Source organism: Paenibacillus sp. FSL K6-1566, from assembly GCF_038050475.1.
Lineage (GTDB): Bacteria > Bacillota > Bacilli > Paenibacillales > Paenibacillaceae > Paenibacillus_AQ > Paenibacillus_AQ lactis.
The window spans coordinates 6277225-6297582 of record NZ_JBBOSR010000001.1; the positions used below are offsets into that span (position 1 = coordinate 6277225).

General features: G+C 54.7%; 15 protein-coding genes. 3 read left to right on the forward strand and 12 right to left on the reverse strand.

The features are described from left to right. Window positions 1-36 precede the first annotated feature (36 nt). The 5 genes from NST08_RS28120 to uxaC all read right to left on the reverse strand — a co-directional run bounded on the left by NST08_RS28120 (window position 37) and on the right by uxaC (window position 7700). Window positions 37-2469, reverse strand: a complete 2433-nt coding sequence (locus tag NST08_RS28120) for a heavy metal translocating P-type ATPase (protein WP_210094063.1) — start codon at window positions 2467-2469, stop codon at window positions 37-39. 33 nt (window positions 2470-2502) lie between these two features. Beyond that, window positions 2503-2703: a cation transporter gene (locus NST08_RS28125; RefSeq protein ID WP_007128954.1), complete on the reverse strand. Its 201-nt coding sequence runs from the start codon at window positions 2701-2703 to the stop codon at window positions 2503-2505. Window positions 2704-3188: 485 nt separating this feature from the next. Next, window positions 3189-3512, reverse strand: coding sequence for a metal-sensitive transcriptional regulator (locus tag NST08_RS28130; RefSeq protein ID WP_007128955.1), 324 nt, complete (start codon window positions 3510-3512; stop codon window positions 3189-3191). Between the two features lie 558 nt (window positions 3513-4070). Next, window positions 4071-6170, reverse strand: a complete 2100-nt coding sequence (locus tag NST08_RS28135) for an alpha-glucuronidase family glycosyl hydrolase (protein ID WP_341342562.1) — start codon at window positions 6168-6170, stop codon at window positions 4071-4073. A 123-nt stretch (window positions 6171-6293) separates the two neighbouring features. After that, the gene (gene uxaC, locus NST08_RS28140; RefSeq protein ID WP_007128957.1) at window positions 6294-7700 is read right to left on the reverse strand and encodes a glucuronate isomerase; all 1407 of its coding nucleotides are present in this window, start codon (window positions 7698-7700) and stop codon (window positions 6294-6296) included. Window positions 7701-7939: 239 nt separating this feature from the next. On the opposite strand from uxaC, the gene uxuA reads away from it, so the two are divergent. Together uxuA and NST08_RS28150 are read left to right on the forward strand one after the other, a co-directional pair. After that, complete coding sequence (gene uxuA, locus NST08_RS28145) at window positions 7940-9037, forward strand: mannonate dehydratase (RefSeq protein WP_028404028.1); 1098 nt, start codon at window positions 7940-7942, stop codon at window positions 9035-9037. Window positions 9038-9054: 17 nt separating this feature from the next. Next, window positions 9055-9963 (forward strand): SDR family oxidoreductase, encoded by a 909-nt coding sequence (locus tag NST08_RS28150; protein WP_244869258.1) that lies wholly within the window; start codon window positions 9055-9057, stop codon window positions 9961-9963. A 116-nt stretch (window positions 9964-10079) separates the two neighbouring features. On the opposite strand, the gene NST08_RS28155 is transcribed toward NST08_RS28150, so the two are convergent. The 7 genes from NST08_RS28155 to nirB form a co-directional block, all read right to left on the reverse strand. Then, a protein-coding gene (locus NST08_RS28155) for an IS1182 family transposase (RefSeq protein WP_213617301.1) occupies window positions 10080-11440 on the reverse strand; the annotation gives its coding sequence in 2 pieces (ribosomal slippage) (window positions 10080-10873 and window positions 10873-11440; 1362 coding nt in all). A gap of 431 nt (window positions 11441-11871) precedes the next feature. Continuing rightward, window positions 11872-13188, reverse strand: a complete 1317-nt coding sequence (locus NST08_RS28160) for a 6-phospho-beta-glucosidase (RefSeq protein WP_144878576.1) — start codon at window positions 13186-13188, stop codon at window positions 11872-11874. A 76-nt stretch (window positions 13189-13264) separates the two neighbouring features. After that, window positions 13265-14248 (reverse strand): N-acetylglucosamine kinase, encoded by a 984-nt coding sequence (locus NST08_RS28165; RefSeq protein WP_341342563.1) that lies wholly within the window; start codon window positions 14246-14248, stop codon window positions 13265-13267. Between the two features lie 113 nt (window positions 14249-14361). Continuing rightward, window positions 14362-15261 carry an AraC family transcriptional regulator gene (locus NST08_RS28170; protein ID WP_007128962.1) on the reverse strand — a complete coding sequence of 300 codons (900 nt, stop codon included), beginning with the start codon at window positions 15259-15261 and terminating at the stop codon, window positions 14362-14364. A gap of 373 nt (window positions 15262-15634) precedes the next feature. Then, window positions 15635-16390: a uroporphyrinogen-III C-methyltransferase gene (gene cobA / locus NST08_RS28175; RefSeq protein ID WP_341342661.1), complete on the reverse strand. Its 756-nt coding sequence runs from the start codon at window positions 16388-16390 to the stop codon at window positions 15635-15637. A 64-nt stretch (window positions 16391-16454) separates the two neighbouring features. Next, window positions 16455-16766 carry a nitrite reductase small subunit NirD gene (gene nirD / locus NST08_RS28180; RefSeq protein WP_007128964.1) on the reverse strand — a complete coding sequence of 104 codons (312 nt, stop codon included), beginning with the start codon at window positions 16764-16766 and terminating at the stop codon, window positions 16455-16457. Continuing rightward, a complete protein-coding gene (nirB, locus tag NST08_RS28185) occupies window positions 16763-19213 on the reverse strand; it encodes a nitrite reductase large subunit NirB (RefSeq protein ID WP_007128965.1) in 2451 nt (816 codons plus the stop codon). The genes nirD and nirB overlap by 4 nt, the downstream gene beginning before the upstream one ends. Before the next feature lie 541 nt (window positions 19214-19754). Here nirB and NST08_RS28190 point away from each other — a divergent pair. After that, window positions 19755-20357: an ANTAR domain-containing response regulator gene (locus NST08_RS28190; protein WP_007128966.1), complete on the forward strand. Its 603-nt coding sequence runs from the start codon at window positions 19755-19757 to the stop codon at window positions 20355-20357. Window position 20358: the final 1 nt, after the last annotated feature.

A 20358-nucleotide genomic window follows, 5' to 3' on the forward strand; every position in this document is an offset into this window, starting at 1 on the left:
CAAACGCTATCTATCTTCAAGCCTTCGATGTCGGGGTTATACTTTCATACGCTGCAAACGGAGGGCATTGAGTACAACCGATACCGAGCTAAGCGCCATTGCCGCCCCGGCGACCCAAGGGGCCAGCAGGCCGATCGCGGCAATCGGAATTCCCAGCGAATTGTAGCCGAGCGCCCAGAACAGGTTTTGGCGGATATTGCTCATCGTTTTGCGGCTCATATAAATAGCGTCCGGAATGCTGTTCAGATCGCCCTTCATGAGGGTAACGTCCGCCGCTTCCATCGCCACGTCGGTTCCCGTACCGATCGCCATGCCGATATCGGCTACGGCCAGAGCAGGAGCATCATTGATGCCGTCGCCGACCATGGCCACTTTCTTGCCCTGCTGCTGAAGCTTCTTCACTTCATCGGCCTTGCCTTCCGGCAGCACTTCAGCCAGAACATGGTCGATGCCGACCTGCTTCGCAATCGCCTGTGCCGTCCGCTCGTTGTCGCCTGTCATCATGATCACTTCAATGCCCATATCCTTCAATCTTGCAACCGCTGCGCGTGAGGTTTCCTTAATCGTATCCGCGACGGCGACGAGTCCGGCATACTTGCCGTCGATCGCTGCCAGCATCGCGGTCTTGCCCTCGGTCTCCAGCTCCGACATCCGGGCGAGAACCGATTCCACCGGAATCTGATGCTTCGCCATCAGCTTGCGCGTTCCGACCAGCACCTCATGGCCGTCCACGCTTGCATAGATACCGTAACCCGGAATCGCTTCGAACTCCTGTGCTGCCGGGAGCGCAATCCCTTTTGCTTCAATTCCGGCTACGATCGCTTCTGCCAGCGGATGCTCCGAGCTCTTCTCGGCAGCGCCGACCAGGCGCAGGAATGCTTCCTCTTCAAAATCATGCGCTTGAACATCGGTCAGCTCCGGTTTGCCCTTGGTTACCGTTCCGGTTTTATCCAGAACAATCGTGTCCATCTTATGCGTCGCTTCCAGATGCTCCCCGCCCTTGAACAGTACGCCAAGCTCTGCCGCACGGCCCGATCCGGCCATAATGGAGGTCGGTGTGGCTAAACCGAGGGCACATGGGCAAGCGATGACGAGGATCGCAATCGCGATTTCAAGCGCATTCGCAAAGTTGCCTGGTGTTACCCAGAAGTACCATATGAGAAAAGCTGCGATTGCAATACCGACCACGATCGGTACGAAAATGCCGGAGATGACATCGGCCACCCGCTGAATCGGCGCCTTCGACCCTTGAGCTTCCTCAACCACCTTGATAATTTGGGCGAGAGCGGTCTCTTTGCCCACCTTGGAGGCCTCGAACTTCAGACGTCCGTTTTTGTTAATCGTAGCTCCGATGACCGTATCTCCGGCCTTCTTCTCGACCGGAATGCTCTCCCCGGTCAGCATGGACTCATCGACCGCCGACATGCCTTCGATCACCCGGCCGTCGACCGGGATCTTCTCTCCCGGCTTAACGACGACGATATCTCCAACCATGACCTGCTCAACCGGTACGGTCGTTTCCTGACCGTCACGGATAACGACCGCCGTTTTGGCCTGCAGACCCATCAGCGTCTTGATCGCTTCCGAGGTTCTGCCCTTGGCCAGGGATTCAAACAGCTTCCCGAGAATGACGAGCGTGATCAAAACGGCACTCGTTTCATAATACATCGCCGGGCCGTGATGCACGCTTCCGCCCGCTGCAGCCCAGTCAATCGTCAGGTACAAGCTGTAGAAATAAGCAGCCGATGTACCGAGAGCTACGAGAACGTCCATGTTGGCGCTCTTGTTGCGAAGGGCTTTATATGCCCCTACATAGAACTGCTTACCGATATAGAACTGAACCGGGGTAGCAAGCGCGAGCTGGAACCATGGGTTCATGAAGAGCTCCGGCATCCAGATCCATGAGGTAAAGGAGAAATGGGTCACCATGGCCCACAGCAGCGGCAGTGACAGGATGGCCGATATGATCAGCTTGCGCTTCTGCTTGGCAATGGCTTCCTTGCGGTGGCTCTCCTGATCAGGCGCCTCCTGCTTGGATACAGCCTGGTACCCCAGCTTTTCTACACGCTGCTGAATGTCGCTGATCGATACTTCCGCAGGGTTAAATTCCACCCGGGCCGTCTCCAGTGCAAAGTTGACATTAGCCTGGGTTACGCCCGGCATCTTGCCGACCACCTTCTCGATCTTCGATGCGCAAGCTGCGCAGTACATGCCAACCAGCTGAAAATCAACGGTTTCCTTTGCCGTGCCATAGCCGAGCTTCTGGATCTTCTCCTCCATCTCCTTGACCGAAACGACCGCCGGATCATAGGTTACGGAGGCCTTCTCCAGCGCAAAGTTCACGTTGGCGTCTTGGACGCCTTCCATTTTGCTTAGCCCCTTCTCAATCCGGTTCGCGCAGGCCGCACATGTCATGCCGGTCAACTGCAGCGATGCCTTCTTCTGCTCTTGAACTGCTCCTGTTCCCATCGTCTTACACCCCTCTTCCGTCGTCTTCAGCCCTTAGGCTACCGTGTACCCCTGTTCTTCGATGATTCCTTTGATATCTTCGAGGCTGAACTTGCCGGCATCATAGTTCACCGATACGGTGCCCGCCTTCAAATCCACGCTCCCGGAAATCCCCTGCTCCTTCAATGCGCCCTCGATCGAATTTACGCAGTGCATGCAGGACATGCCTTCAACTTTCAATGTTACCTGTTCCATTCTTCATCGCTCCTTAATGGTTTATTTAAAATGCTTCGGCCTTTCGATCATTTCATCATTTCGCTGCAGGCCGTTATGACGTGTTGTTTGTGTTTCTGACGTTAGTATACCCCCCTACCCTATATTTAGTCAACAGTGAATTTCATCTTTTTTGAAAAAAATTGTCCGCACCGTAATGATCAGGCTTGCGCCCCTTTACGAGCAGGGCTTGTCCCTTTTATATCTAACATCCTCGAATGAACCTTTTTTTATTCCGAACGTGCTGTAAGGCTAGAGCATTCTTACATTAGGACGGAGCACCGGGCGTAAGGGTCCCTTCGGGGCTTCTAAACTATAAAGCCTGCCGCCCGAAATCGGGCAGCAGGCTCTTTGTTCGTTCGTATGCTGAAGCTGTGCGTTCGATTTGCGAAGGCCAGCTTTTTTCAATATCATTAAGCAGCTTAGCAAGCACGGGACACACCTTGAATTCTTAAACAGGCCCTCGCTTATTTCATCAGTTTGTTCATCGTTGTCAGCAATTCGGTAATGACGTCATCGTCGCCTTCCTGCAGGCGCTCGACCACGCAGCTCTTCATATGGTGCTCCAGCAGCAGCCTGCCCACGCCGTTCAATGCCGATTGAATGGAGGAGATCTGGTTCAATACGTCATCACAATACGTATCCTTCTCAATCAAGCCCTTCACCCCGCGAATTTGCCCCTCGATCCGATTCAATCGGCTAATGAGGTTGTTTTTCGTTTTCTCGGAATGATGGCTTTTCCGCTCACTCGTTACCGCGCAGGCTTCATGTGTATGGCTTTCGGTTGTCATCCCATTCCCCTCCTTCATCATGACCATGGATCTTTTTTCAATCTATTCATATCCATAGTATATCATATAGCCCCCCACCCTATAAAGCCCGAGAATCCGCAGGTCTTTTTTCGATGGAGACACGCCTATTTGGAGACGTCTTTATGTAATCTACCCTTATCATATAACAAAACCTGTGCTTGGTTCATTACGTTATTGTTATAAACCGTCTCTATAATCTTAGTTTATGAAGGCCGGCATCCGTTCATACAGGCTTATGACAGCATCTTCTTTTACATGCCCGCTGTGTACCCCGAATGCAGACACCACTGCACAGATGAACCTGGACCGCACGAAAAAAGAGTAGATCCCTCCTTCGCACCGGGTGATCTACTCCCTCTTCCAAGCGGAGCCGCTCGCGTAAGAGCGGCTCCTTCTTTATTATAACGGATCAAGATGTCCTACGGCAGTCCGAGTTACAACCTTCCATCCTCTATACTTTTAAATGGATGCTGTGCCTTTCCTTACCCATCCATACCTTTGAATAGATAAGGTGCCTACCCCTACCCCACGCATTGCTTAAAAGATGGTACGCCCCCGCCCATCCGGCACGCCGGACTTGCGGAAGAAATACGTGTTGATGACATCCCGCCAGTGCTTGGCATGCTCTGCCTGTTCGGCCAGCCTCGCGGCCACCTGGGCATGCTGCGCCGGATCGATTCGCCCCTCGAGAGATGCCCATTCCACTAGGAGCTCTGCCGCTGCATCCGCACCTTCAAAATGGGTGTCATAAATATGCTGAATCACCGTTTTCCCCGACTTCAGGCGGTGCGAGTACGGCACATGATGGAAGAACAGCAGCAGCTCGTCGGGACAGTCCTCCAGCGTCTCGTACCTGCGCGCATTCGGCTCGAAATACTGGGCCGTATAACCCGTCCCCGTCGCAGCCGTACGGTCGACCCCGATGCCGTCCCGGTCCGCAAAATGGTATGTCCCCCACCTGGAATACTCGTATCCGTCCACGTCCGGCCCGTAATGGGTATGCGGCGTCACCATCCAGCCGACCCCGAGCGGGGACGTATAGCTTTCATAGATCGGCCAAGATTTCATCAGCATGCCGCAGACAGTCTTTATAACGGCCTCGTCGTTGCCGAAGGTCTGCCGGGTCCATTCCTCCGCAATCTCCTCCGAGGTCAGATCAGGATTCCAGATCAGCCGTCCGTAGCCGTACAGATTTGCCTGTGCCAGCGTATGTCCCGTCCAGTTCTCGTCATCTCCGATGTTGGATACGGCCGCAATCCCGCTTAGCTTCATGCTGTGAAGCGAACCGGACACGATCCGTTTCACATACGAGCCCTGCCCGTCCGCGTGCGTATCAAAGTCCAGCACGTCCTTCCACTGCGGAACGAGATAGCAGACATGGCGCTGCTGCCCGGTATATTCCTGCGTCACCTGGAATTCCAGCACCTGGTTCGTATGCTTCATGCTGCCGAACAGCGGGGATACCGGCTCTCGGACCTGAAAATCCATCGGCCCGTTCTTAATCTGCAGCAGCACATTGTCCATGAACCGGCCGTCAAGCGGCGTGAAATGATCGTAAGCCGCCTTGGCACGGTCCGTACTCCGATCCCGCCAATCCTGCATGCAGTTATAGACGAAGCAGCGCCAAATCACGATTCCGCCATGGGGCTTCAGCGCTTCGGCAAGCATATTGGCGCCGTCGGCATGGTCGCGCCCGTAAGCGAACGGCCCCGGCCGGTGTTCCGAATCGGCCTTTACCAGGAATCCGCCGAAGTCCGGAATATGGCTGTAAATCTCATCCGCGGCAGCCCTCCACCACCGCCGTACGTCTTCATTCAGCGGATCGGAAGTGCCTACGCCGCCGATATGAAGCGGAGCCGCAAAGTTAATGCTCAAATACAGCGTGATGCCGTACTTGCGAAATACACTTGCGATTTGGGCCACCTGAGGCAAATATTCCCGGGTGATGAACCGCGTTTCAATCTCATGCACGTTCACATTATTGATCGAAATTGCATTGATGCCGACGGAAGACAGCAGCCTTGCATAGTCCTTGACGCGCGTAAGATCCTCCGTGAAGCGCCCATCCCGGTAAAAGATCGAACGCCCCGCGTAGCCCCGCTCGATCGAGCCGTCCGCATTATCCCATTGATTGATCATCCGGAGCCGGTTAACCGGCTCCTCGGTCACGTTCCATGCCGTTAACGGCTCGTGTGCGGCGACAAGCCGCAGCAAATGAAATACGCCGTACAGCAAACCTTTCTCCGAGCCGCCGATCAGGATCACTCGCTCCTGCAGACTATCCCCCAGATACTGAAGGCGGAAGCCTTCAGGTCCCAGCTTTCCGGGAGCGCTGTTGTCCCCTTCTTCCAGGTCCTGCACGTTATCGGCGGCAGGCTGCACCCGCAGCTGAAGGCCGCGGGATATCCCTTCGTTCGATGCCAGTTGAGGCATCTCGTTGCCCAGCAACAATAGATCCGGCTCGATGTCCAGCAGGGATCGGCATCCGCTGCGAAGCTCCTCAATGGCCGAATCCAGAAGCTCGGATCGCCTTCCCTCCAAGGAGATCGTGCCGAGAACCCGGCGGTAAGCCTCCCGAAGCTCCGCATCCTGGATCGGCGAATACTGAAGCCAGGCTCGATATAATGTACTGTTCATATTCTTTGTTCCTCCTTCGTCCTGCTCTTTATGCCAAACGACTGCTTTTTACTAATCAACAAACCAAATACCGGCCACCATGGACGACATCAAGGCAGACTGAAACCAATACTAAACCCGAGATTATTCGTGGATTTGAAAATAGCGCTCCGCGTTGCGATAGCATATATCCTGGATGATGCCCCCGATATAGTCATAGTCCGCCGGCAGCTCCCCCTCCTTGATCCAGTCCCCGAACAGGCGGCAAAGGACGCGCCGGAAATATTCATGCCTTGGGAACGACATGAAGCTGCGCGAGTCCGTCAGCATGCCGACAAAGGTGCTGATCAGGCCCATGGAGGACAGAGCGGTCAGCTGCTTCAGCATGCCCTCCTTCTGATCATGGAACCACCAGGCAGAGCCGAGCTGAAGCTTCCCTTCGACGCCGGCCGATTGAAAATTGCCGATTGTGGTGGCAATCATCTCGTAATGGGAGGAGTACAGGCTGTAAACGATAGTCTTCGGGAGCCGGTCGTCCTTGTCAAGCTCGCTCAAAAATCCGTTAAGACTCGCCGCCAGATGAAAGTCCAGGATGGAATCATACCCGCTGTCCTTCCCGAGCTTAGCCAGCATGCGGGCGTTGTTGTTCCGGGATGCTCCGATATGAAGCTGCATGGCCCAGCCCAAGTCATGGTACATCACAGCAAGCCGAAGCAGCGTATAGGTTCGGTACTTCGCCTCCTCCTGTTCTGAGATCGGGTCCCCTGCCATGGCCTTGGCATAAATGGCCGCTGCCTCTTGTTCGCTGGCAGGCTCATACGGAAATGCGCCGAAGCCGTGATCGGACAGCCGGCAGCCGTGATCATGGAAGTACTGAATCCGCAGCTTAAGTGCTTCAAGCAATTCTTCATAGGTATCTACCGCATGATTCGCCGCCTCCCCGAGTTGCCGAATATATCCTGCAAAATCGGCATGCGTCAGGTCAAGGACCCGATCCGGACGAAAAGCCGGCGCCACGACCGCGGTAATCTCCGGATTGCGCTGAATACGGCGATGAAATTCCAAGGAGTCGGCCGGATCGTCCGTCGTGCACGCTACCTTCACCTTGAAGCGGGCAAGGATGCCTCCAGCCGTTAGGGAAGGGTCCTTCAGCTTCTCGTTGCACGCATGCCAGATCTTCATCGCATTATCCTCAGACAGCCGCTCCTGAATGCCGAAATACCTCGCCAGCTCCAGATGGGTCCAATGATAGAGCGGATTTCCGACGAGCTTTGGAACGCAGCGCGCCCAAGCCGTGAATTTCTCCTCGGGCGGCGCGCTGCCCGTAATCAGCTCTTCTTCAACACCGAGCCAGCGCATCGCCCTCCATTTGTAGTGATCTCCTTCAAGCCAAATCTCGGCCAGATTTCCGAATTGGCGGTTGTCCGCGATATCCTTCGGGCTTAAATGATTGTGATAGTCGTACAGCGGCATGCTCTCCGCATAATCATAGTACAGCTTCCTGGCGCTATTGCTGTTAAGCAGCAGATTATCGATATCCAAACGGCTCATCTTTCCGATCCCTCCGTTCAAAATTTTCGTTTTCCGTTCCATACTACCATACTTGTATGGTAGTATGGAATATATAAGCCTGGCGGATCTGGAGGAGGATTCCGGCGGCTAATGATGAGCCGCGTGATTCAGCCGTCCTGACATTGCGTTCCTCAGGTAAAGTACAATGGCAAGCCAGGCTCAAGCGCTTATCATTGATTATTTTATTCAACAACCACATTCGTAAAGGCGGTGCAGCAATGCGTATGGTATTTCGGTGGTTCGGCGAAGGCAACGACACGGTCTCGCTGGATCATATCAGGCAAATTCCCGGCGTAGAAGGAATCGTCTGGTCGCTCCATGATATCCCGGCCGGCGAGGAATGGCCGATGGAGCGGATTGAGGAAGTCCGGGACCAGGCAAGCGCGTTCGGACTTCATATTGACGTTGTGGAAAGCGTGAATGTGCACGAGGATATCAAGCTCGGCCTCCCGTCACGCGATCGGTACATCGCCAATTACATCCGTACGATTGAAAAATTGGGCCAGGTCGGCGTCAAAGTCATCTGCTACAATTTCATGCCGATCTTTGATTGGGCGCGAACCGATATGTTTAAAGCAGCGCCTGACGGATCGACGGCACTCTTCTTCGAAAAAGCCAAGATCCACGGCATCGATCCAATGGAGCTTGTAAGAACGATCACGCAGAACAGCTCTCTTACCATGCCGGGATGGGAACCGGAGCGGCTGGCTCACCTGGCCTCTTTGTTCGAGGCTTATCGCGGGGTAACGGAGGAGGATCTGTGGAGCAATCTGGAGTATTTCCTGAAAGCGGTCGTTCCGGTGGCCGAAGCCAACGGCATTCGAATGGCTATTCATCCCGACGATCCGCCTTGGTCCATCTTTGGCCTGCCCCGGATTATCACCAGCCAGGAGAACCTTCGCAGACTCCTGAGCCTGTACGACAGTCCGGCGAACAGCCTCACCTTGTGCAGCGGCTCGCTCGGCGCGAATCCGGATAACGATATCGTCTCGATGATTCATGAATTCCATGACCGGATACCGTTCGCGCATATCCGCAATGTTCGCGTCTTTGATAACGGCGACTTCATTGAGACCTCCCATCGGACGCAGGACGGGACGGTTGATATCACCGGCATCGTCCAGGCCTATCATGAAACCGGATTTACCGGTTATGCCAGACCCGATCACGGACGGCATATTTGGGGCGAGCAATGCCGGCCGGGTTACGGGCTGTATGACCGGGCACTGGGCATTATGTATTTGTGGGGGCTGTGGGATGCGTACACCAGGAAGAGCCAGGATCAAGCCTCCAAAGTGAAGGAGGCTGTTCAATGAGCGGATTCAGTAACGGTATGCCGGAATCAGCCGGATCCGGTCAAGGCGCGGTCGGATCTGCACGCCAAGAGCACATCGCCCTTCCCATCCACCCGTCCATCCATGGCAAAACCGCGGTTATTACCGGCGGATCCGGAGTATTATGCCGAGCCATGGCGCTAGAGCTTGGGCGTCAGGGAGCGAAGGTCGCCGTCCTGAACCGCACGGTGGAGAAGGGTCAGCAGGTTGCAGACGAGATCACCGCGGCTGGCGGAACCGCGATAGCGGTCTCCTGCGACGTAACGGATCCCGAAAGCGTACGTCAGGCGGAGAAGGCTGTTCGCACAGCATTCGGCCCGTGCGATATCCTGATTAACGGAGCCGGCGGCAACAGGAAGGATGCCAATACAACGAATGAAACCTTCCGTCCCGAAGATGAGGGTCAGCCCGATGTCACCACATTCTTCGGGCTCAGCGTGCCCGGCTTCCGCAGCGTCTTTGACTTGAACTTCATCGGTACGCTGATTCCGACGCAGATCTTCGCGGAGGGCATGGTCGGACGGCCGGGAGCGGTGGTGCTGAATATTTCGTCGATGAGCGCACCAAGCCCGATGACGAAGGTACCCGCCTATAGCGCCGCTAAAGCCGCGGTCAACAATTTCACCCAATGGCTGGCGGTCCATCTTGCAGATGCCGGTATCCGCGTGAATGCAATTGCGCCGGGCTTCTTCCTGACCGAGCAGAACCGTAATTTGCTGACGAACAGCGACGGTTCGCTGACGGAGCGTTCTCATAAGATCATTTCCCACACGCCCATGAGACGGTTCGGCGTGCCGGAGGATCTCCTCGGGACGCTGCTATGGCTTGTGGATGATCAGGCTTCGGGTTTTGTCACAGGAACGGTTATCCCGGTGGACGGCGGCTTTATGGCTTATTCTGGCGTATGAAACAAAACGCAGCCCCTTGGGCTGCGTTTTCAGATTGTCGAGAAACCCTGTCCTTTTAAAGGATCAGGGTTTCTCTGTATTTCCAAAGTAACTAAGTTAAGAAAAATATGAGGGGGCTACCCCCGTTTTTCCAGGCGATCCAGGTGGATCGCCATCTTCTTCATGTTCTGCACGGCTGCCGTCATCAAGGCCTGTTCCCTGACGTTCTGCAAACCGCGCAAACGGCAATAGCGAAACCCATGGAGCTCTTTGGCATCCGCGAAGCTTCGCTCAATCGTTTCTTTTCGTTTTCGGTAGAGATATTTCCCGGATCGACTCAACCGGTTGCCTCGCACCCACTCTTTGCTGTCCTCCCAGACATGACGGGTTACCACCTTTCGGTGGTTGCGAGACCGTGTGCATTCGTTTAATAACGGGCAGTTCTTGCAATGCTGTGGATCCGAAGCGTACTGCCGGTATCCCTCGCGGTTGGTCGTCGTGTACGGTAATTCGTGCTTCGCTGGACAGACATAAACATTACGCTGTGCGTCATAAGTGAACTTCCATTTTGGGAATAAACCTTGGGTTGAGTGAAATCTTCGGTGAGCAATAACGGCAAAAATATTTCGGCTTTGCAGCCCTTTGCAAATGGGTGAAGTCAAATACCCGGAGTCCAGAGCAACGGCTTCGACTTTAAAACCAAATCGTTGTTGTTGACGATCCAAACGGGATAAATACGGTACAGAATCATGGACATTTCCAGCGGTGACATGTACATCCGTAATCATATTGTATTTCAGGTCCACAGTACGGTGATCTAAGTAGAAAAATCCTTCCGGTTTCCCATCACGGATCATATAACCGCTGTCGGGATCTGTCGTGCTCACTTTGACTTCCTTTTCCTCGATCACGTCCTCTCTAGGCTTTAGCGCTTTTTTCCATGTGCATTCCGGTCAGCCTCCACGGCAGCATTAAGTTCACTCACATAGTCACGGGTGTTTTGTAAAACCTGCTCCTTTGTGTATTTATGCTTGTTCGCACTCGCTTTGACGTGGGTTGAATCGGTAACTAAGACACGTCCGCCCACCATACGGTGCTGGATAGCTTGAAGCACAATCTCATCGAAGATCTCCTGAAAAATCTCGGTGTCTTTAAAGCGAGTGCGACGATTCCAGCTAATCGTAGAATGGTCAGGCACTTTGTCGGTTAGACCTAACCCCAAAAACCAGCGGTAAGCAAGATTGGTTTGAATCTCACGTTCGAGTTGGCGTTCGGAACGGATGCCATAAAAATAACCGAGGAAAATCATTTTAAATAACACGACAGGGTCGATAGCTGGCCGCCCATTATCAGCACAGTAAAGCGGACGAACCTTTTCGTCGATGAAAGAGAAATCGATATACTTGTCCACTTTACGGAGCAGATGATCTTGAGGAACCAATTCTTCAATCGAAACAAATTCGTAAGCCTGCTGTTTTTCTCGATTCGAACGCAACATATGTAACACCCTTCCGAACGGTTTATTTAATACCATTATACAACATTAACGCGGTGTCGTGTTGAATTAAATTCACAAGAAAATAGCTGTCGAGACTTTCTCGACAGCCTGAAAACGCAGCCCCTTGGGCTGCGTTTTTTGCGCTATGCGTGGCTTTATGGTTGTCGCCTAATGCGTTGCGGCTTTATTCGCAGTGCGTATTGCGTTATGGCTTAATGCATTGTGGTTTTATGCATTGTGGTTTTATGCATTGTGGTTTATGCATTGTGCCTACCTGCGTTGCATTTAGCATTCTGGCAATCTACACTTTCTGCGTTTTCGATCCCGTGATGGTCAGATCCCCCATCTGCATCTTTTTCTCGATGCTTCGGACAAACTCAAGCTCGGTTACACAGGCTTTTTCAGGCTCCGCAACTCCACTTCATGCAGAATTATAGAACTGTCTCCGGCTTGAAGAATGCCGGCAAATACTTCTTGTTCGCTTCCAGCATCTCATCCAGCAGCTTCTTCGCTACAGTGACGGAAGGCACGAGCGGATGATGCACCAGCGCCTGCAATGCGATGCCGCGATCGCCGGTGATGGCGGCTTCAATCGTCAATTGCTCATACACTTTCACGGCATGCATCAGGCCCTTCACGTGGGAAGGAACCTTTTGCGGGGCGAGCGGAATCGGGCCCTGGCCGGTTACGACACAGTTGACCTCGATGCTTGCGTCCGCCGGCAAGAAATCGTAGATGTTCCCGTTGGCTACGTTCAGCGTCTGAATATCATGGCGGTCATTATAAATCGATGTCATCAGATTGACCGCCGCTTCGGAATAGTAAGCTCCGCCCCGCTGCTCCAGCTGCTTCGGCTTCTCTGCCAGGTTCTCATCCTTATAGAGCTCGAACAGCTCCTCTTCCACCCGGCTGACGACATCCGCGCGGGTGCCATCCTTCTCTAGGGATGCCAGCATGTCTGCGAACATCGTGTCCGTCATATAGAAATACTTCAGATAATAGGTCGGAATGGCCTGGAGCGAACGAATAAAATCCGCATCCCAGCCGAAGGTCGGCACGTTCTTGGCCGTGTAGGATTTGCCTCCGTCCAGAAGCTCCGGCATCTTCTCCTCCCCGTTCACGATCGCCGAGGTTACCCAGTGCAAATGGTTAATGCCGACGAATTCGGCCAGCACCTCTTTTTCCGATACGCCATACTCTTTCGCGAGGAATTTTTGGAAGTTGATCGGCGAATTGCACAGGCCGACGGTTTTCACCTTGCTGTGCTTGAGCACAGCCTCGGTCACGATTCCGGCCGGGTTGGTGAAGTTCAGCATCCACGCATTCGGCGCCAGCTCCTCGATGTCCCGGCAGATGTCCAGAATGACCGGAACCGTACGCAGCGCTTTCATCATCCCTCCCGGACCGGTCGTCTCCTGGCCGATAACGCCGTTCATAATCGGGATATGCTCATCCAGCTTGCGGGCGGCCAGCAAGCCGACACGCATCTGGGTCGTAACGAAATCCGCGCCTTCAATCGCCTGCCGGCGGTCCAGCGTCAAATGAACCTCGATGGGAAGACCCGCCTGCTGCACCATGCGTTTGGCCAAATTCCCTACGATCTCCAGCTTATGCTTGCCTTCTTCAATATCCACGAACCACAGTTCGCGAATCGGCATTTGCTCGAAGTTGCGGATAAAGCCTTCCACAATCTCCGGCGTGTAGGAGGAGCCTCCCCCGATTACCGCTATTTTCAAACCTGCTGCCATATGAATCCCTCCAAGGTAAATATCAGATCAAAACGCAACGTTTTCCCGGCATCCGGTCAAATTGTCATACTCAGGCTCACGAAACAGCCGTTTCTTCAAACGTGAATGCCTTGAGCTTGGCTTCGGTCTGCGAATCTATGGTCCGCCCGTCCGCATCCATCGCACAGAGCAGCGCTCCGGCTACCGGATCGGATGTCAGCCTTACGCACCGGGCGTAAGGCGCCCGGACGGCCACAACCCGTTCTATCGCATCCGTAAGGATCGAGCTGTTCGGACGGTTGAGTACGCTGCCGATATACACAATATCGAATGCTTCATCGGACATGCCCAGCCGCCGGATCAGCGTGCAAACGGCATTGCCCAGTTCCTCGCCTTCGGTCTGAAGAATTCGGGTCGCGACTTCATCGCCGGCTTCTGCCGCCTTGAACAAGGTCTTGACCAGGGTCGGCGGAATGGAGATCCGTCCGTAGAGGACATCCTCGTACATTGGCTCAACCGAGGCGTACCCCATCTGCTCCAGCACGAGCGAAGTCAGCATGGTGGCAGGTCCCCGCTCATCCCAAGCGCGAACCACCGCCCGGAAGGCCAGCGTAGCAAAACCGGATCCGCCGGCGTATCCGTCGCCGTAGAGGAATCCGAAGCCGCCGTACTGCAGCTCCGCCCCCTCGCGGTTCCGGGCTGCGCTGTTAAAGCCGGTGCCGCAGATCAGTGCCGCACCATAAGGCCGGCTCGTTCCGGCCCGCATACCGATGATCGTATCGCAGGCGATATCATGCCGCCGGTAACCCAAAGCCCCGATCATGGGGCGCAGGATTTCGTAGTCGGCTTCCCGATCCGCGCCGGCCAGGCCGAAATACGCGTATTCGATGTCGTCCTTGGATACGCCGGCCTCCCGAAGAGCGCTGTTGCAGGCCTCCTTGATATTGCGCGCCGCCTGCTCCCGGTTAATCTGGTGATTCCCGTTTCCGGATGCCCCCTTGCCAACAATGTTGCCTTGATCGTCGCAGATGACGGCATGGGTCTTGCTCCCACCTGCATCCACTCCCAGATACAAACTCATGGACATTCACTCCTAGACGCCGAACCATTTGGCGTTATGTGATGGTATATGTTTAAGATACCGCTTCCATAAGCGCCCCTTCTACTGTTATACACCCGAGGAGTGATACGATCTTACTGTTTCTCTGCACTGTGCGATAAACGAGGGAGCGGGCTGCCGACAGAGGCACGCTCCCGGATGTCGCTGGGCGATGCGCCAATATGCTGCTTGAACAGCCGGTTGAAGTTGGAGAGATTGCGGAATCCGCAGGTCTGCGCGATCTCGATAATCTTCGCATCCGTTGTTTCCAATAGATGCACCGCGTGAGTCAAGCGAAGCTGAATCAGGTAATGATGCGGGGATGTGCCGACAGCCTGATGGAACAACGCGCTGAATCGGGAAGGGCTCAGATGCGTCATATCCGACAGCTCCTTCAAGGTCCATCCGTAATCCAGGTGAAGCTCCATCGTCCGAAGCACTTCCTTCAGGGCATGCATGCCCCTTCCCTTAATCGGCCGGTCCTCCGCAAGCGGTGCCGACAGATGCCGGTTCGCCAGGCTCAGAAAGCGAATAAGGTCCGAGCGGATCAGACTCATATAGGAGGTGCCTTGAGCTTTGTGCTCCTCCATCATGCTCATAAGCAGCCGGGCCATTTCAGGGCGAATCGGGGATTCCCGGTCTACCATCCCCAAGGAGCGGAACGGGTTCATCAGTTCGGGATCGAACTTCAAATCCAGCGAAAGCAGCGAAGGATCGAACATAATGACGTCCATGATCAGATTATCCGTCTCATAGGCGCGGTGGAGCGCGTTACTATTGATGAATACGATGTCTCCTTCTTGAAACGACAGCTTCATCCCGTTGATCAAAATAAAGCCCGTGCCGCTTCGGATATGATTAAGCTCCAGCGCATGGTGCCAATGCAGCCGCTGTGCGCCGACAAATATGCCGCGTGTCGTCGATGCGGTAAAAGGAAAAGCGGCATTCGAAAAATCAATGGCGTCCGGAACAACGCCCTGCGGACGTTCCACCATTCATGCACCTCCAGCAAATCATTATCGTCATTTTGTAAAAAATTCACGGCCAATCCCTATCGTTCTCCATATCGTATCATGCTCGCCGGGCAAACGAAAACAGGCAGCGCCCAAGCAGCGCTACCCTTTGACCGAATTCGGATGATAATTCCCGCTTCTCCTCCAAAACCTTCGCTTCTATGCCTCTATTCGAGGGGCAGCCGCTTTCTTCGCGTTCCTTTCCGATCGCTGTGCTTCGCACCCACTACTCTTTCGTTCCCCGTCCGTCACTGGAACCTTTACCATATCGCTACGCACCTATCCGAATCCTCATCTCGAAAATACATTGAAATTTTCTCATCGAGACTCTCGTTAAGAATCTCTCTTAACGTACTTATCCGATCCTCGTCGAGACACTCCGTTCCAATAACGAAAGCTGCTCGGGCAGCCGAACCACCTCGCCCACCAGGATGAGCGCAGGATTACCCAGTTTCACCGCCTTTGCCAGGTCATGCATATTCTCGAGCGTGCAAATGAAGGTGCGCTGGCGGCTCGTTGTCCCCTGCTCAATGAGCGCGATAGGCGTCGATCCCGCTTTGCCGTGCTGCAGCAGCTGCTCTCGGATATACGGCAGCTGGCTGACGCCCATATAGATCGCCAGCGTATCGACCCCGTGCGCCAGCAAATCCCACCGGACGGGCGAGCCGTCCTCATGGCAGCGGCTTCCCGTTACGCAAGCGAAGGAAGCGGCCAGGCCGCGGTGCGTCAGCGGGATCGAGGCTGAAGCCGCCGCTCCGACGGCGGACGTAATTCCCGGAACGACCTCATAAGGAATGCCGGCTGCCGCCAGTGCCATCGCCTCCTCCCCGCCGCGTCCGAAAACGAAGGGATCTCCGCCCTTCAGCCTCACCACCCGCTTCCCTTGCATCGCATAGGCGACAAGACGCCGGTTGATGTCTTCCTGAGAGGCCGCATGCCGGCCCGGCGCCTTGCCGCAATAGATGCGCTCAGCTTCACGCGGCGCGTCCTCCAGCAGCTCTTCATTGACGAGGCGGTCATACAGAATGACCTCAGCCTGCCGGATCCGCTTCATTGCCTTTACCGTAATCAACTCCGGGTCTCCCGGTCCCGCTCCGACGATACTGACCATCCCCAATGCCCGCACGGCCTGCACCTCCTGTCTCTTTTTCTGATTTAGCGTTCGTTCAGCGTGCTTACATCACGATATAAATCGAGCCGCTCGTGCCGTCAATTTCCGTCCGGTACGTCGTTACGCAGCCATCGTCAGGCTCATAGACCCGGCCGCTCGCCAGATCGATCTTCCAGTCATGCAGCGGGCAGTGCACCGCCGTTCCGCATACCATGCCTTCCGACAGCTTCCCGCCCTTATGAGGACAGCGGTTCTCGACGGCCTTGACGCTGCCGTCGCTCAGCCTGAATACCGCGATTTCCGTATCTTCGATCCGGAAGGTACGCGCCCCCTTCGCATCGATTTCCGCCAAACTTGCCACCCGAATTTTGCTCATGATCTTCTCGCCCCCAAACCTTCACCGGTTCCCGCTTCCGCCAGTGGCATGAAGTTCTTGCGAAGCTCCGGATTATCTATGATTTCTTTCCAAGGATCAGTGGTGTAGCTGAGCGTTTCCTCGATCCGGGATACGAGCGCAAGACGCTCCTCACGGCTTTCCAGCGCCGCCTTCACCTCATCCAGGCCAATCCGCTCGATCCAAACGGAGGTGCGCTCGTTCCAGTTCGCTGTCTCGCGGTAATACTGGAGATAAGCGCCGGTCCATTCCATCACGTCCTCCTCGGTCTTTACCGTGCACAGCAGCTCCGATTCCCGAACCTTAACGCCGCCATTGCCGCCGACATAGATCTCCCAGCCGCCGTCGATCGCCACGACGCCCAGATCCTTAATGGTGGCTTCGGCGCAGTTACGAGGACAGCCGGATACGGCAAGCTTTACTTTAGCCGGCGTATTGAGCCGCTCGAAAGCCTTCTCCATCTGGATCCCCATGCCGATCGAATCCTGGGTGCCGAATCGGCAGAAGGTCGAGCCCACGCAGGTCTTTACGGTGCGGAGCGCCTTGCCGTAAGCGTGTCCGGAAGGCATGTCGAGCTCCTCCCAAATCTTCGGCAGGTCTTCCTTTTTTACGCCCAGCAGATCGAGCCGCTGCCCGCCCGTAAATTTGACCATGGGCACATCGTATTTCTCGGCGACGGCTGCAATCCGCTTCAGATCCGCCGGCGACGTTACCCCGCCATATACCCGCGGAACGACGGAATACGTGCCGTCTTTCTGGATATTGGCGTGGAACCGCTCATTCGTAAACCGGGATTCCTTCTCGTCCTTGTATTCGGATGGCCATAGCATCCCCAAATAGTAGTTGAGCGCCGGGCGGCACTTCGAGCACCCTTCCGGCTCATTCCAGCCCAGGACGTTCATCACTTCTTTCACGCTGACCAGGTGCATTTCCTTGATCTTTTCAACAATTTCGTCGCGGTCCATCGTCGTGCAGCCGCAAATGCCTTCCTTCACCGGCTCGCCGGCCCCTTCGCCGCCGTAGATCGACAGCAATCCTTCAACTTCCGGCCTGCAGCCGCCGCAGGAGCCGGATGCCTTGGTACAAGCCTTGATCTTGCCCACCGTGCTGCACCCGTCCGCGATGGCCTCCATGATTCGCCCCTTCGTCACGCCGTTGCAGCCGCATATGATCTCGTCGACGGAATACGCCTCGAGCCTGGCCAGCGGCGATGCGGAGGCTTGCCCGGCCGGGTAGCCAAGCAGCAATTCCTTCTCGCGCCCGGTGACGGATTCCCCGCTCTTGATCAAGGAAAACAGCGAGGTCCCATCCGATGTGTCCCCGAACAGAACGGCGCCGATCATGCGCTCTCCCTTCATGACAATCTTCTTGTACACGCCCTCGATATCATCCTGATACCGGAGGGATCGCGTATCCGGGGCATCATTGAACATGCCGGCGGAAAATACATCGACACCCGAAACCTTCAGCTTCGTGGACGTTACGGAGCCTGCGTAACCGGAGGTTTCGACGCCGGCCAAGTGCTTGGCAAGCACGGCCCCTTGCTCATACAGAGGGGCCACCAGTCCATAAGCGATCCCCCGGTGCTCGGCACACTCTCCAACTGCATAGATGCCGGGAACGCTCGTCTCCAGAAAATCATTTACGACGATGCCGCGGTTCACCTGCAGCCCGGCCGACTTGGCCAGCTCGACGTTGGGCAGAATCCCGACCGCCATAACGATCAGATCGGCCTGAAGCCGGCTGCCATCGGAAAATTCCAATCCGTCTGCGCGGCGTTTGCCGGTAATGGCCGCCGTCTGCTTCTCAAGAAGGAAGCCCATCCCCTGCGCTTCAAGCTCGCGCTGCAGCATTTCCGAAGCCGGCGGATCCAGCTGACGTTCCATCAAATACTTGTTCAGATGAACGACCGTAACGTCCATGCCCAGATTCAGCAATCCCCGCGCCGCCTCGAGTCCGAGCAGCCCGCCGCCGATGACGGCTGCCCTCTTGTATTTCTTCGAAGCCTCGATCATCATTTCGCAGTCATGGATATCACGGAAGCCGATCACGCCTTCCTTGCGCACGCCAGGCAGCGGAAGCATGAACGGATTCGAGCCGGTTGCGATAATCAGCTTGTCGTAGTCGGCAACAACGCCGGATTCCGATACGACCTTGCGGTGTACGGTATCGATCGATGCGACGGCATCCCCCGTAAAAAGCCGGATGCCGTTTTCCGCATACCAGTCACGGTCATTGATAATGATGTCCTTCATATCCGTACCGCCGGCCAGCACCTTCGACAGCATAATCCGGTTATAGTTCGGATGAGGCTCTGCGCCAAACACGGTCATGTCATAAGCCCCCGGTGCCAACTTCAACACATGCTCAATCGTTCGTACGCCCGCCATCCCGTTGCCGACCAGCACCAATTTCTCAGGTTTGTTCATCACGATTTCCTCTCCTCTTCGGGTATGTTCAGGTTTTCGCCTAACAACATAAAAAGCCTGACCGCCGCAATCGCAAGAGATCCATCTCTCTTGTCGTTTGAGGCGAAGTCAGGCTTCGTTGCCGCTTCGAACGGATACACCGTTGTATCCGTGACTCGATTTTCGTTTTATTGTCCTTAACTATATAAGACGCATTTCACTATGTCAATATTCATGACACAATTTAGCCACAAAATAATTTTATCATGGAACATGTAAACTTTTATTACGTTTATGATCGAAGCAGAGAATATCCGTTATATCGGTATTTCTTTGAACTAAATCAGGGTTCCATCGACCAAACAATGTAAATTTTCCGAACATTAAGGGAAGATCTCCTCTTTATGAAAAATTGAAAATGCGTTATCATCATAAAAAGACCCCATTTTCAATTACGAAATCCCCGGTTTGTTTCAAGCACAAACTCACTGCTTGTGTAATATTTTATAACATAAATGATAGACATACGTTTATAAGCTTTCGTATAGGAGGGATTCCTTAGATGCGCCGCTTACTCCTTATTCACGAACACGTCGCCCATGCTTCCAAACCGAACCAAGCTTCAGCCGAGGCCAGCGCCGTTGCCGAGGAGAACCTGAGCGAGGGCGGCTATCATGTATATACGGCCTGTTCAGCTGCGGATCTCCCGCGCTGCATCCACGAGGTCGATGCGGCTGTCGTCCATCTGCCGATCGCCAAGATCGCAGGATGGCAAAGGAATCTGGAAAAGCTGAGGCCCGTCCCTATGCTTTGGTGGTGCAGTTCTTACTCAGGCACGTCCTCCGCTGATTATTGCCAAGATGACGCTCCGATTGACGGGATTCTGACTCCTTCCATGAGCCCATCCGAGCTTCATTGGGCCCTCCATGTCGGGGCCAAGCAATTTCTCGACCGGCAGCAGTGGCACACCGAGCGGCAGCAGCTGCGTTCCAAGCTGGAGGAACGGAAATGGATCGATATGGCCAAGGGTATCCTGAGCGACATCAACCGGATCTCCGAGGCAGAGGCCTATGATATGCTCCGGCGCAAAGCCATGAACGAACGAAAGCGGATCGTGGATGTCGCCACCTCCATCGTCAAGGCGCACCAGCAGCTGAAAGCATGAT